General features: G+C 67.7%; 14 protein-coding genes. 1 reads left to right on the top strand and 13 read right to left on the bottom strand.

The window, feature by feature from the left end; all coding sequences use genetic code 11:
* Positions 1-30: 30 nt before the first annotated feature.
* The 13 genes from DL990_RS23320 to DL990_RS23260 all read right to left on the bottom strand — a co-directional run bounded on the left by DL990_RS23320 (position 31) and on the right by DL990_RS23260 (position 11,804).
* Positions 31-525 carry a hypothetical protein gene (locus DL990_RS23320; protein WP_125785424.1) on the bottom strand — a complete coding sequence of 165 codons (495 nt, stop codon included), beginning with the start codon at positions 523-525 and terminating at the stop codon, positions 31-33.
* Entirely contained in the window at positions 522-1,010 is a 489-nt protein-coding gene (locus tag DL990_RS23315) for a hypothetical protein (RefSeq protein ID WP_125785423.1), read from the bottom strand. Before DL990_RS23315 ends, DL990_RS23320 begins: the two co-directional genes overlap by 4 nt.
* Positions 1,010-2,245, bottom strand: a complete 1,236-nt coding sequence (locus tag DL990_RS23310) for an MCE family protein (RefSeq protein ID WP_199746551.1) — start codon at positions 2,243-2,245, stop codon at positions 1,010-1,012. The genes DL990_RS23315 and DL990_RS23310 overlap by 1 nt, the downstream gene beginning before the upstream one ends.
* Entirely contained in the window at positions 2,242-3,447 is a 1,206-nt protein-coding gene (locus DL990_RS23305; RefSeq protein ID WP_125799885.1) for an MCE family protein, read from the bottom strand. The genes DL990_RS23310 and DL990_RS23305 overlap by 4 nt, the downstream gene beginning before the upstream one ends.
* Entirely contained in the window at positions 3,444-4,625 is a 1,182-nt protein-coding gene (locus DL990_RS23300; RefSeq protein WP_125799884.1) for an MCE family protein, read from the bottom strand. The genes DL990_RS23305 and DL990_RS23300 overlap by 4 nt, the downstream gene beginning before the upstream one ends.
* The gene (locus DL990_RS23295) at positions 4,622-5,653 is read right to left on the bottom strand and encodes an MCE family protein (protein ID WP_199746550.1); all 1,032 of its coding nucleotides are present in this window, start codon (positions 5,651-5,653) and stop codon (positions 4,622-4,624) included. Before DL990_RS23295 ends, DL990_RS23300 begins: the two co-directional genes overlap by 4 nt.
* Positions 5,650-6,687: an MCE family protein gene (locus DL990_RS23290; protein WP_125785419.1), complete on the bottom strand. Its 1,038-nt coding sequence runs from the start codon at positions 6,685-6,687 to the stop codon at positions 5,650-5,652. The genes DL990_RS23295 and DL990_RS23290 overlap by 4 nt, the downstream gene beginning before the upstream one ends.
* Positions 6,688-6,823: 136 nt before the next feature.
* A complete protein-coding gene (locus DL990_RS23285; protein ID WP_125799883.1) occupies positions 6,824-8,140 on the bottom strand; it encodes an MCE family protein in 1,317 nt (438 codons plus the stop codon).
* Positions 8,137-8,985, bottom strand: coding sequence for an ABC transporter permease (locus DL990_RS23280; protein ID WP_125799882.1), 849 nt, complete (start codon positions 8,983-8,985; stop codon positions 8,137-8,139). The genes DL990_RS23285 and DL990_RS23280 overlap by 4 nt, the downstream gene beginning before the upstream one ends.
* 1 nt (position 8,986) lies before the next feature.
* Positions 8,987-9,772, bottom strand: a complete 786-nt coding sequence (locus DL990_RS23275; protein ID WP_091597335.1) for an ABC transporter permease — start codon at positions 9,770-9,772, stop codon at positions 8,987-8,989.
* A gap of 91 nt (positions 9,773-9,863) precedes the next feature.
* A complete protein-coding gene (locus tag DL990_RS23270; protein ID WP_125785416.1) occupies positions 9,864-10,625 on the bottom strand; it encodes a glucose 1-dehydrogenase in 762 nt (253 codons plus the stop codon).
* 17 nt (positions 10,626-10,642) lie between these two features.
* The gene (locus tag DL990_RS23265; protein ID WP_125799881.1) at positions 10,643-11,527 is read right to left on the bottom strand and encodes a 3-oxoacyl-ACP reductase; all 885 of its coding nucleotides are present in this window, start codon (positions 11,525-11,527) and stop codon (positions 10,643-10,645) included.
* Positions 11,528-11,612: 85 nt separating this feature from the next.
* On the bottom strand, positions 11,613-11,804 hold the full coding sequence (locus DL990_RS23260; RefSeq protein ID WP_125785414.1) for a ferredoxin: 192 nt from the start codon (positions 11,802-11,804) through the stop codon (positions 11,613-11,615).
* A gap of 103 nt (positions 11,805-11,907) precedes the next feature.
* On the opposite strand from DL990_RS23260, the gene DL990_RS23255 reads away from it, so the two are divergent.
* Positions 11,908-13,089, top strand: coding sequence for an acyl-CoA dehydrogenase family protein (locus DL990_RS23255; RefSeq protein WP_125785413.1), 1,182 nt, complete (start codon positions 11,908-11,910; stop codon positions 13,087-13,089).
* The last annotated feature ends 6 nt before the right edge of the window (positions 13,090-13,095 follow it).

Below are 13,095 nucleotides of genomic sequence, written 5' to 3'. Positions count from 1 at the left end.
CCACCGCAACCAGGTGACGAATCGCGGCCGTCACAGCGGGGTCAGCTGTGAGATCTTCCACCGGCCGTCGACGCGCTGCGCGGTGACCGAAAGCTGGGACACCGTCGACTGCGGTGCACCGCCGCCGGCGGCGATCGTCTGCTGGTCGAGGAACAACAGGACTTCGGCCTGGTCTCCGCGCAGGGTCCGGACACCGAGCGATCGGACCGTCGTGGTGCGCACGAGCTTCTGCTCTTCGGCCCGTTTCCGCGCCGAAGCGAACTGGTCCCGGTACTGCCCGGTCGCCTCGCCGGTGAGCACGTCGGCCGCGGCCCGTTCGGTCCGCGCGAGGTTGCTGTAGTCGTAGGAGAAGACCGCCTTGACCCCGGCGCCGACCTGGTCCGCGACCTCGGCTGTGGCGGCCTGGTCCACCAGTGCCGCGTTGCCGTCCGAGCCCAGCGAGGACGCCTGGAGGCCGAACCACACCGCACAGCCGGTGGCCAGCACGATGAGCGCGATCAGGATCCGCGGGGTGCGCCCGGTCACGAGCCCGCCGCCTGTACCGCGCTGACCTTCCAGCCGTCCTCGACGCGCTGGTAGTCCACGGTCAGCCTGCTCACCTTGGGCGCGGCCGATCCGCCGCCGGTGCTGACCCGCACGTCCAGCACGGCCATCAGCCGTGCCGTCCCGGCGACGGCGTCGAGTTCGGTGACCGCGGCCTGTTTGAGCTTGGCCGTGGCGACGGTCTTGCTGGTGGTCGCGCGGTCGATCTGGACCTTCCGGTCGCCGGTGAGATCCTTGCCGAGGCGTCCGGTGGTGACGCCCAGCCAGCGGTCGACGTCCTGGGCGCCGCTGCGGTAGTCGATCGTGTTGAGCACTTCGAGCTGGCCGGACGCGGCGGCCAGCACGGCTTCACGTTCCCGGCCGCGGGCAAGGCCGTCGTCCCGGGCGGCGCTCCACCACGACCAGCCGAACCAGGCGGCGGTGAGGAGCGCGACGACAGTGCCGACAGCGAGAGCACGGGTGAGCATTACTTGCCGCCCAGCAACGCGCCCAGTCCGCCCGGCGCGGATCCGGTGAGCAGGCTCAGCACGCCCGGCAGCTGAGCGGATTCCGCCGCCTGCGGGGTCTGCTTCGGACGCTCAGGGACCGCGGGCGGCTTCCCGGCGTACGGAGCGTTCTGCGAGCCTCGCACGCCCGTGGGACTTCCCGGCGGCTCGGCACAGTAGGCCTGCGTGTTCACCGGGGCCTCGGTGGTGTCGTTGGCGGGGCGCTGTTTCGTGCCCTCGTAGCCCTTGGTGCACGAGACCGGATCGAAGAAGTTGAACACGACGCCGAGGTGACCGGTGCCGTCCGGCGACGTCGACCGCGAGAAGGCCGAGATGATCGGGTACGCGACGAGGAGTTCCTCGATCGCGTCGGTGCGAGCGGAGGTGATCTGGGCGGTGGTGAGCGTGTTCGCGAACAGCACCCCGAGGTCGGTCCCGGAAACCGCGAGCACGTCGCTGATCTGGCGGCTCAGCTTGGGTGCTTCGTCGATCACCCGCCGCAGATCCGGATCGGACGTCTTCAGCTGCGCCGCGATCGTCTTGAGCCCGCTGGAGAACTGGGTGATGTTGTCCGCCTGCCGCCGCTGGGTGTCCAGCACCGTGCGCGAGTTGGCGAGCAGGCCCTGGGTGTCGGGCAGGTACTGCGTCGCCGTCGCGGTGAGGGAACCGGTGCTGTTCAGCAGCTGCCTCAGATCCGGACCGGCGTTGGCGAACGCCTCGTAGGTCTCGTCGACGACGGTCTTCAACGATTCCGGCTTCACACTCGACACCAGCTTGTCCAAATTGGACAGCACGGTGTCCGGCGCGAGCGGGATCGAGGTTTTGTCCCGTTCGATGACCGATCCCTCGGCCAGGTACGGCCCGTTTTCGTGCATGGGCAACAGATCGACGTACTGCTCCCCCACCGCCGACCGGTTCGCGACCGCGGCCTTGGTGTCCGCGGGGATCTTCGGCGCACCCTCGTCGATGTCGAGGCCGAGGTCGATGCCGTGCTCGGTGAGCGTCATCGAGGCGACCTTGCCGACCGCGACCCCGCGATAGGAGACCTCGGCGTTGACGAAGATCCCGCCGGAGTCTGCGAGCTGGGCGGTGACGAGGTAGCCGCGGGTGCCGAACAGCCGGTCCAGCCCGGCGTACTTGCCGCCCGCGTAGACGACCGAGACCACCGCGATGACGACGAACACCGCCATCTTGATCTTGGTCTTGCGCGTGATCACCGGCCACCTCCCAGCAGCGGTCCGAGGATCCCGCCGAGCACCCCACCGAGCACGTCCCCTTGGGGCGTCCGGGGAGCCTGCGGGAGATCGCCGGCGGGCAGGGGCAGCACCGGCGGCGCGGCACCATTGTTGAACGGGATCGCGCCGGGGGTGCCGGTGCCTTGAGTGCCGGGCAGCTGGATGATCGGCTGCGACGAGTTGTTCATGTTCTCCAGGAACGTGTCCAGATTCAGGTCGATCTTCGCTTCGACGTTCGCGTAGTCACCCTTGATCACGTTGCCCGCGTAGTCCGGGAACGGATAGGTGAGCAGGATCCGCAGCGCCGTCGGCAGGTCCTGGCCCGCCTCGGTGAGCTTCTTCAGCGTCGGCTGCAACGCGCGCAGGTTCGCCACCAGCGTGTCCTTGCTCGCCTTGATCGTTTCGGTCGCCACCCCGGACAGCGTGTTCAGCGACTGCAGCATGCCGACGAGCTGATCCCGTTGCTCGGTCACGACCTTGAGCCCCGGCGAAAGATTGTCGAGCGCGTTCGTGAGGTTCTGCGTCTGGCCGACCAGGGTTTTGGACAGCTTGTCGAGACCGTCGATGGCGCGCAGGATCTCGCCCTTGTGCCCGTCGAGTTCGGTGGCCAGCTTGTCCACTTGGGACAGCAATGAGCGCACCTCGGCCTCGTTGCCGGTGAGCGCCTCGTTGAGTTCGTGGCTGATCTTCTGGATCTGCTCGACCCCGCCGCCGTTGAGCAGCAAGGAAAGCGCGCCGAGGACCTCTTCGACCTCGGGGTTGCGGTTCGTGCGGTCCAGCGGGATCTTCGCGCCCTCGGCGAGGGCGCCTTCCGGTTTTTCGGGGGCGTGCAGGTCGACGAACTTCTCCCCCAGCAGACTCGACTGCCGCAGCTCGGCACGAGCGTTCGCGGGCAGCGCGATGTCGCCGTTGACGACCATGCTCACCCACGCCGATCGCGTGTCCGGCGCGAGGTCGATCTTCTCGACCCGGCCGGCCGGGACGTCGTTGACCTTCACACTCGCCTGCGGCACGAGGTCGAGCACGTCGGAGAACTGCGCGGAAAGCCGGTACGGATGGTCGCCGAGATCCGCGCCACCCGGCAAGGGAGTGTTGTACAGCCCGGAGAAACCACCGTCGCTGCATCCGGCCAGCACCAGGACGCCCGCCATCACCCCCGCGATCTTCTGCCGTTGCCGCCTCATTTCGGGAGCCCCTTGGTCATGACGTCGACGAGCGGGAGAGGCAGCGGTGGCAGCTCACCGCTCTGCAGTGAGGCCAGCACCTGCGGCACCGACGGGAGTTTCAGCGTGCCGTCGAGGACGGGCGCGAGCTGTTTGCAGATGTTGCCCAGGGCGTCCGGGATCGGCTTCGGCGTGCTCGCGCTGATCAGGCGGCACACGGTCAGGATCGGCGGATGCGTCAGCTCGTTCAGGTTGTCCCGCACCGCGATCGTGCCGGACGCCGCGTCGTAGGAGTTGATGAAGTTGGTCGCCCCGGTCGGCGCGATGTCGATCACCTCGGCGAGCGAGGCCCGCTGGTCCACGAGCACCTTCGTCAGGCCCGCCAGTTTGTCCACATTGGACGAAAGCAGGTCCTTGTTCTCCGCGACGAACTTCTCGACGTCGCCCATCGCCGTCGCCAGTGAGTTCAGCGCGGCGCCAACGTCGGCGGAATCCGCGGCCAGGAAGCCGCTGACGTCCGCGGCCCGGCGGTAGAACTCGTTGAGCTGCTTGTCGCTTTCGGCCAGCGCGCCGGTGAACGAGTTCAGGTTCTGCACCGTGGTGAACAGGTCGCCTTTGGAGCTGTCCAGGGTCTTGGCCAGTTCGGACAGCCGCGTCACCGTGGTGTTGAGGTTCTTCCCGTTACCGGCGAGGTTCGCCGCCGCGGTGTCGAGCACGTCGGACAGCGCGCCGTTCTTGTTGGCACCGTTGGGTCCGAGGCTGGTCGAGAGCTTGTCGAGACTGGTGTAGAGGTCGTCGAGTTCCGCCGGCGTCGCCGTCTTCTCCTTGGCGATCACCGTGTCCGAGGCCATTTCGGGGCCGCTCTCGTACGCCGGGGTCAGCTGGACGTACCGGTCGCTGACCAGGCTCGGCGCGACGACGACGGCGCCCGCGTCGGCCGGGATCGGGGTGTCGCCGTCGATCCGCATGTCGACCCGGACCGCCTCACCCTGTGGCGTGACGCCGGTGATCTCCCCGACCTTCACCCCGAGCACCCGCACCGACGAACCCGCGTAGAGCCCGACCGTCTTCCCGAAGTAGGCGCTGATCCGCGTCCCGCCGGGTTCCTTGAACACCAGCCACAGTCCCGCGGTGAGGAGCAGCACGAGGACGCAGGCGGACGCGACCCAGCGGTAAAGCGTGCGGTGCTGAGCGCTCATCGTCCGCCCACCCCCTGGTTCGGCGCCGCGATCGGCGGCGTGCAGCCCTCCGGGTTGACCTGGAACGCGCCCGCGATGATCGTCGGCGGCAGCAGCCCGCACAGGTACCCCTCGAACCAGCGCCCGTTGCCGGTCGCGTTGGCGCCGACGCGGGCGAACGGCGCCATCAGCGCGAGGCTGCGGCTGAGGTTGTCCTGGTTGCGCTGCAGGATGTCGGTGACCTTGCCGAGTTTCTCGAGGGTCGGCTTCAGCTGTTGCCGGTTGTCGGCGACGAGACCGGACAGCTGCGCGGAGACCTGTTGCGTGCCCTTGAGCAACGTACTGATCGCGTCCTTCCGGTTCTGCAGTTCGGCGAGCAGGAGGTTGCCGTCGTCGAGGATCCGTTTCAGCTGGGCGTTGCGGTCGGACAGCGTCTTGGACACCTTGCTCGTGTTGGCCAGCAACGTCTTCAGGTCACCGTCGCGTGAGGACACCGTCTTGGACAAGGAGGACAGGCCGCTCAGCGCGTCCTTGAGATACTGCGGGCTGTCCTTGAGCGCGTCGGAAAGGACAGTGAAACTCGACGCCAGCTGCGCGGTGTCGATCTCGCCGACGGTGCCCGACAGCTCCTGGAACGCGTCCTGCAGTTCGAACGGCGTCCGCGTGCGGTCGAGCCCGATGGTGGTGTTCGGATCCTGGTTCGCCTTGCCCTTCGGGGTCAGCGCGAGGAACTTCTCCCCCAGCAGGGTCTTGATCTCGATCGAGGCGGCGGTCGCGTCGCCGACCCTGACATCCTTGACCCGGAACTTCACCAGCACCTTCTTGCCTGCCAGCTCCACGGAGCTGACCTGGCCGACCTTGACCCCGGCGACCTGGACCTCGTTGTCCGGCGCCAACCCCGCCGACTCGCCGAAGTACGCGGAGTACGTCGTCCCGCTGCCGAACAACGGGATCCGGTCGGAGAAGTACGTCGTCGCCGTGATCAGCACGATCAGGATGAGCGTCACGCCGCCGACCAGGGCCTGGTTGCGTTCCTTGAGCGGTTTCACGGCCCGCACCTCTCCGGTCGCTGCGTGCCGGGCAGCGGCGTGATCGGCAGTTCGATGTTGAGCGACTTGATGCCGATGCTGCCGGAGATCCCGCACAGGTAGTAGTTGAACCAGCTGCCGTAACTCAGCGTCCTGGTGAACTTCTGCAGGTTGCCCGGCAGCACCTGCAGGAGATGGTCGATCAGTTGTTCCGAGTCGCCGAGGTTCTGCGACAGCGCGCCGAGCTGCGCGACGTCTTCCTTGAGCGCCGGCCGCGCGTCGGCGAGCAGCCCGGTGGTGGCGACGGTGAGGTCGCCCAGCGCCTTGACCGCCTCCCCGATCGGCTGCCGCTGCTCGGCCAGCCCGGTGACGAGCCGCTGGGTCTGGTCGATCAGCTCGCCCAGCTCCGGCGACCGCTTCTCGACCGTGCCGAGCACGGTGTTGAGGTTCGCGATGACGTCACCGATGATCTTGTCCTTGCCCGCGATGGCCGACGTGACCGACGCGGTGTGCGCGAGCAGACTGGTGATCGTGCCGCCCTCACCCTGGAATACCTGGATGATCTCGTAGGACAGTTTGTTGACGTCCTCGGGGTTCAGCGCGCGGAAGAGCGGTTTGAACCCGTTGAACAGCACGGTCAGGTTCAGCGCCGGTTTGGTGCGCTCGGGCGGGATGACCCCGCCGCGCGGCAACGACTTCTCGTCCCCGATATCCGTGCCGAGCGAGAGATACCGCTGGCCGACCAGGTTGCGGTACTTGATGGTCGCGGTCACCGACGCGGGCAGCCGATGCGAGGTCTGGACGTCGAAATGGACCTGGGCGAAGCTGCGGTCGCCTTCCTCGACCTCGATCCTGGCGACCTGCCCGACCTTGACGCCGACGATGCGGACGTCGTCGCCCTCCTTGAGCCCGGACGCGTCGGTGAACTTGGCCGTGTAGCCGGAGGTCTCGCCGAAGTTGGTGTTCGCGATGGTGGCACCGAGGATCGCGGTGAGCAGTACCGTCACCACCGCGAAGATGAGGATCTTGACCAGATCCGGGACGAAGGACCTCATCGGAGTTCCACCTCCCTCGCGGATCCGGTGATTGCCGTGGCTCCGCTGGCGCGCCGAGCGTGTTGCGAAAGCCACTTTCGCAACGTTGAAGGTTGCGAAAGTGGCTTTCGCAACGTCGGCTGAGCAGCCGAGTACCTCATCGGAGTTCCACCTCCGCCCCGCGGTACAGCGGCCCCACCAGCAGGCTGCCCCAGTTCGGCACCTGGTCCGGTGTCGTGCCCATGGCGGGCGACACGAGCAGGTCGATCAGCCGCTGTTCGTCCGGTGTGTTCACCACCGAGCCACCCGCGCTCCCACCAGAGGGCAGGGTGCCGTCGGGATCCCGCGGTGGCGCGGGTTTCGAGGACCCGTCGTCGATGGCGCCGTCCGGCGGGTACTGCGGCCAGCGTCCCGGCGGCGGCACCTGCGGATAGCAGCGCGGGCCGCGTTTGTCGTCGTACTTCGGCTCGTCGACACCGGGCAGGTACTTGCCCCTGCTCGGTGTGAACTCGATGGTCACCCGGCTGACCTCGGGATGCGCGGTGCCCTTGCCGAACGCGAGTTCCGCGCGCGGCACCGATTCGGCCAGCTGCTTGAGCAGGCACGGATACTCCGGCGCGTACTTCGCGAGGACGTCCAACGTGGGCTGCAGGTTGGTGGTGAGCCGGATCAGGTTGTCCTGATTCACTTTCAGGAAGCTCGTCAGGTCGATCGAAGCGGCGGTCACCGTCGAGTAGACGTCGGCGAGACCGCGCTGGCTCTCGACCAGGGTCTTGCTCGTGGTGGTCAGATCCGACAGCGCGGCCAGCAGATCCGGCGCGGCCTTGTCGTAGATCGCGGTCGCGTCGGCCAGCCCGGTGATGTCGGCCTTGAGATCGGGCAGCGACGGGTTCACCTTGCCGAGATAGTCCGAAAGCCCGGCCAGCGTCGTGCCGAGCTGTTTCCCCTGACCGTCCAAAGCGGACGCGACGGCGTTGAGCGTGCTGGCCATCTTCTCCGGCTGTACGGCCTGCAGCAGCGGCATCACGTTGCCCAGCACGGTTTCCAGCTCGATGGCGCTGCTGCTGCGGTCCTGCGGGATGACGTCGCCCTCGGCGATGTGCCGCTGGGGTTTCTCGGGTACCTGCAAAGCGACATACCGCTCACCGAACAGTGTCTTCGGCAGCAGGCGCGCGGACACGTTCGACGGGATGACCGAAGTCTTGTCCGGTTGCAGCGCCAGTTCCATCGTCGCGCGATCACCGTGCGCCCGGATCGTCCGTACCTCGCCGACGACCATCCCGCGCACCTTGACGTCCGCGCCTTCGCGCATCTGGTTGCCGATGCGGTCGGTCTCCAGGTTCACCAGGGTCACCTTGGTGAAGGCCTTCTGGTAGAAGGCGATGGTGGTGACGAAGAACAGCACGACCACCACGAGGAAGATCAGTCCCAGCACCTGGTGCCGGAGCCGCTGCAGCAGAATCCTCCTGTTCACCCGGAAATCCTCACCGTCGTCGTGGCACCCCAGATCGCGAGGCTGAGGAAGAAGTCGAGTACCGAGATCAGCACGATCGACGTCCGCACCGCGCGCCCGACCGCGACGCCGACCCCGGCGGGCCCACCGGTGGCGGTGTAGCCGTAGTAGCAATGGGACAGGATGACGAGCACGCTGAAGATGATCACCTTGAGGAACGACCAGAGCACGTCCTCGGGCGGCAGGAACAGCGTGAAGTAGTGGTCGTAGGTGCCCGCGGACTGGCCGTAGAGCCAGATGGTGATCTGCCGCGAGGCGAGATAGGACGAAAGCAGGCCTACGGCGTAGAGCGGGATGACCGCGGTGACGCCGGCGATCACCCGCGTCGTCACCAGGTACGGCAGGCTCGGCACGCCCATCACTTCGAGCGCGTCGATCTCCTCGGAGATCTTCATCGCGCCCAGTTGCGCGGTGAACCCGCAGCCGACGGTGGCCGAGAGCGCGAGCCCGGCCGAGAGCGGCGCGACCTCGCGGGTGTTGAAGTAGGCCGAGATGAACCCGGTCAGCGCGGCGGTGCCGAGCTGGTTCAGCGCCGAGTAGCCCTGCATGCCGACGATGAGACCGGTGAACAGCGTCATCCCGATCATCACGCCCAGCGTCCCGCCGATCACCGCGAGCGCGCCGGTGCCGAAGCTGACTTCGGTCAGCAGGCGGAAGATCTCGCGGCCGTAGCGCCGGATCGTGCGCGGGGTCCATGCCAGCGCGCGGAAGTAGAACGACAGCTGGCCGCCGAAGCCTTCCAGCATCGCGCCGGGACGCGCGATGATCTCGAGCGTCCGATCCGAAACAGCGGGTTCGCCTGCCATGTCACATCGCCTTCGGCGGCACGATCCGCAGGTAGATCGCGGTCAGCACGACGTTGATCAGGAACAGCAGCAGGAACGTGATGACCACGGCCTGGTTCACCGCGTCGCCGACGCCCTTCGGCCCGCCCGCCGGGTTCAGCCCGCGGAACGCCGCGACCACCCCGGCGACGAAACCGTAGAGCAGCGCCTTGATCTCGCTGATCCACAGGTCCGGCACCTGGGCGAGCGCGTTGAAGCTGGCGAGGTACGCGCCGGGGGTGCCGCCCTGCATGACGACGTTGAAGAAATAGCCGCCGAGCACCCCGACGACGCTGACCAAACCGTTCAGCAGTACCGAAACCACGATGGCCGCGAGGACGCGGGGGACGATCAGGCGCTGGATCGGGTTGACCCCGAGTACCTCCATGGCGTCGATCTCTTCGCGGATCTTGCGGGCGCCGATGTCCGCGCAGACCGCGCTGCCGCCCGCGCCAGCCACGAGCAGCGCGGTGATCAGCGGGCTCGCCTGCTGCACGATCGCGAGCGCGCTCGCCGCGCCGGTGAACGACTGCGCGCCGATCTGCTGCGTCAGCGAGCCCAGCTGCAAGGCGATGACGGCGCCGAACGGGATCGCCACCAACGCCGTCGGCAGGATGGTGACACTGGCGAAGAACCAGCACTGCTGGATCCACTCGCGGAACTGGAACGGGCGTTTGAAGATCGCGCGCAGGACTTCCCACGACAAGGTCGCGAGCCTGCCGACCTGGATGAGCGCACCCGTACCCGGGACGGACACCGATGCGTTCACAGAACCTCCCAGTAGCCTGCCCCGAGTCTTACTCCACCTGTCAACGCCCCATTGCGTTAGCGGTGTTCACTTTGCTCTCGGCACCTCCACGCTAGAACTTGAGTGCGTGCGTAGCGGTCGCACCGCCATCGGCGACGAACTCCGCGCCCGTGCTGTACGAACTTTCGTCACTGGCCAGGAACAACACGAGTTTCGCGATGTCCTCCGGTTGCCCGACGCGGCCGAGGGCGACTTTCTTGCCCACCCACGACATGTCGACTTTCTGCCCACCCGCGGCGGCGGCGACCATCGGGGTGTCGATCGCGCCGGGGTGGACCGAATTGACCCGGATGTTCTTCGCGCCGAGTTCGAGCGCCGCGACCTTGGTCATCCCGCGGATCGCGAACTTGCTCGCGGTGTAGGCGACGAGGAACGGCATCCCGGCGAGGCCTTCCACTGAGGACACGTTGACGATGGAGCCGCCTCCGGCCCCGGTCATCGGTTCAACGACCGAACGCATCCCGAGAAACGCCCCGATCTGGTTGACCCGGATGACGCGTTCGTAGTCGGCGAGCGTGGTCTTGCCCAGTTCCGAGAAATGCAGGATGCCCGCGTTGTTGACCAGCACGGTCGGCGGGCCGAACTCCGAGCGGGTGCGCTCGATCGCGGCGTCCCATTCGGCCTCGTCGCCGACGTCGAGATGCTGGTAGACGGCGGACTCGCCCAGATCGGCGGCGAGTTTCTTGCCGTCGAGGTCGTTGATGTCGGCGATCACCACACGCGCGCCCTCGGCCACGAACAGCCGCGCGGCCGCTTCGCCCTGCCCACGGGCACCGCCGGTGATCAGGGCTACCTTGCCGTCGAGCCTGCCCATCCCATCATCTCCTCTGTTCACGGCAGCGACATGATCTCGGAGGCGGCGAACATGCGTTCCTGGTCGCGGTCGGCGAAGTAGCCACCCACGTTGGCCGCGAGTTCTTCGGTGGTCCAGGTGCCGTTGACGGTGTCGAACCGCTGTTCCACCGACGGCGGCCGCATCAGCGCGACCATCCCGCCGTAGACGAGGAAGACCTGACCGTTGATCCGGTCGGCTTCCGGCGAGCAGAGGAAGGACACGAACGGCGCGACGTGGTCGACCGAAAGCGGGTCGATCCCCTCCGGCGCGTCGGCTCCGAAGACGGCTTCGGTCATCGCGGTGCGGGCGCGCGGGCAGATCGCGTTGGCGCGGACGCCGTAGCGGGAAAGACCGCGGGCGGTCGAGACGGTGAGCGCGGCGATGCCCGCCTTCGCGGCGCCGTAGTTCGGCTGGCCGGGCGCACCGAGCAGGAACGACTCCGACGCGGTGTTGACCACCCGGCCGTACACCGGGGCTCCGTCTACTTTGGACTTGTCGCGCCAGTACGCCCCGGCATTGCGGGAAAGCAGGAAGTGCCCGCGAAGGTGGACCCGGAGCACCGTGTCCCATTCCTCGTCGGACATCGAGAACAGCATCCGGTCGCGCAGCACGCCCGCGTTGTTGACCAGGACGTGCAGACCGCCGAAGTGGTCGACGGCGGCGGTGAGCAGTGCGTCCGCGGTCGAGGACTCCGAGACGTCGCCGGTGACCGCGACGGCCTTGCCGCCTTCGGCCTCGATCTCGTCGGCGACCGCCTGCGCCGCGGCCGACACGTCGTTGACCACCACCGACGCCCCCGCGGCGGCCAGCGCCAGCGCCTCGGCCCGGCCGAGTCCCGCGCCGGCCCCGGTCACGATGGCCGTCTTGCCGTCCAAACTCACTCCGGGCCTCCAGCCTTTCAACGCACAGCCTCTCCGCACACACTAGAATCTGTTCTCGCCGTATGCAAGCGTCAAATAAACGGCGCTAACCACGTATGAGCAGGGCGTTTTTCGGGCAGCTCGCCACAGCTTGAGTAACACGTTCTACTTGATTATGCGGAACTTCGGCCGACGCGAGGACAAGCTCCTCGTCGTCGTCGAGATCGAAGACCTCCGGCGCGAAGCCGACACAGATCGCGTTCGCCTCGCAGAGCGACCGATCGACGTCGATCTCCATATTCCCTCCTCGCCGTCACACCTGGTACAACTAGAACAGGTTCTACCCTACCGCCGCGAGCGGCCATGGCACCAGTAACGAGCACCGACGGCAGAGGTGACGGATGCGGATCGACTACACGCCGGAGCAGCGCGCACTGGCCGGGGAACTACGGGAGTATTTCGCCGGGCTGATGACCCCCGAACGCCGCGAAGCCCTGGCCGGTGACGGCGGCGAGTACGGCGACGCCGTGGTGTACAAGGAAATCGTCCGGGACCTCGGCAGTTCGGGCTGGCTCGCGATCGGCTGGCCCCGCGAGTACGGCGGGCAGGACCGGCCGATGCTCGACCAGCTCATCTTCACCGACGAGGCGGCCGCCGCGGGGGTGCCCGTCCCGTTCCTCACGGTGAACACCGTCGGGCCGACCATCATGCGTTACGGCACCGAAGAACAGAAGGCGTTCTACCTGCCGAAGATCGCCGCCGGCGAGCTGCACTTCGCGATCGGCTACTCCGAACCGGGCGCCGGGACGGACCTGGCGGCGCTGCGCACCCGCGCGATCCGCGACGGCGACGACTACGTCATCAACGGCCAGAAGATGTGGACGAGCCTGATCGAGTACGCCGACTACATCTGGCTGGCCGCCCGCACCGACCCCGAGGCCCACCGGCACAAGGGCCTGAGCATGCTGATCGTGCCGACGTCGGCGCCGGGCTTCTCGTGGACGAAGGTGCACACGGTCGCCGGACCGGGCACGAGCGCGACCTACTACGACGACGTGCGCGTGCCGGTGACGTCCCGGGTCGCCGGGGAGAACGAGGGCTGGCCGCTCATCACGAACCAGCTCAACCACGAACGGGTCGCGCTGACCTCGGCCGCGCCGATCCAGACGTCGCTGCGAGAGGTGCGGACCTGGGCGCAGACCACGAAACTGCCCGACGGCTCCCGCGTCATCGACCAGCCGTGGGTGCGGCTGCATCTGGCGCGGGTCCACACGCACGCCGAGTACCTGAAACTGCGGAACTGGCGGATCGCCTGGGCGGCCGCGACCGGCGACCTCGGCCCGGCGGAGGCGTCGGCGACCAAGGTGTTCGGCACGGAGTTCGCGACCGAGGCGTACCGGCTGATGATGGAGATCCTCGGCGCGGGCGCCGTCGTCCGCGAGGGCTCCCCCGGCGCCCTGCTGCGCGGCCGGATCGAGCGGCTGCACCGGTCTTCGCTGATCCTCACCTTCGGCGGCGGCGCCAACGAGATCCAGCGGGACATGATCGCCGCGACCGCCCTCGGCCTGCCCGTCACGCGCTAGGAGGCA

This window comes from Amycolatopsis sp. WAC 01416, from assembly GCF_003947485.1.
Classification (GTDB): Bacteria; Actinomycetota; Actinomycetes; order Mycobacteriales; family Pseudonocardiaceae; genus Amycolatopsis.
This window is presented reverse-complemented; position numbering and strand designations above follow the sequence as displayed.

Excerpts from the sequence above, each read along its gene's own strand:
- DL990_RS23255 (WP_125785413.1), top strand. The coding sequence starts at position 11,908 with ATGCGGATCGACTACACGCCGGAGCAGCGCGCACTGGCCGGGGAACTA.
- DL990_RS23305 (WP_125799885.1), bottom strand. The coding sequence starts at position 3,447 with ATGAGGCGGCAACGGCAGAAGATCGCGGGGGTGATGGCGGGCGTCCTG.
- DL990_RS23270 (WP_125785416.1), bottom strand. The coding sequence starts at position 10,625 with ATGGGCAGGCTCGACGGCAAGGTAGCCCTGATCACCGGCGGTGCCCGT.
- DL990_RS23315 (WP_125785423.1), bottom strand. The coding sequence starts at position 1,010 with ATGCTCACCCGTGCTCTCGCTGTCGGCACTGTCGTCGCGCTCCTCACC.
- DL990_RS23290 (WP_125785419.1), bottom strand. The coding sequence starts at position 6,687 with ATGAGGTCCTTCGTCCCGGATCTGGTCAAGATCCTCATCTTCGCGGTG.
- DL990_RS23300 (WP_125799884.1), bottom strand. The coding sequence starts at position 4,625 with ATGAGCGCTCAGCACCGCACGCTTTACCGCTGGGTCGCGTCCGCCTGC.
- DL990_RS23260 (WP_125785414.1), bottom strand. The coding sequence starts at position 11,804 with ATGGAGATCGACGTCGATCGGTCGCTCTGCGAGGCGAACGCGATCTGT.
- DL990_RS23280 (WP_125799882.1), bottom strand. The coding sequence starts at position 8,985 with ATGGCAGGCGAACCCGCTGTTTCGGATCGGACGCTCGAGATCATCGCG.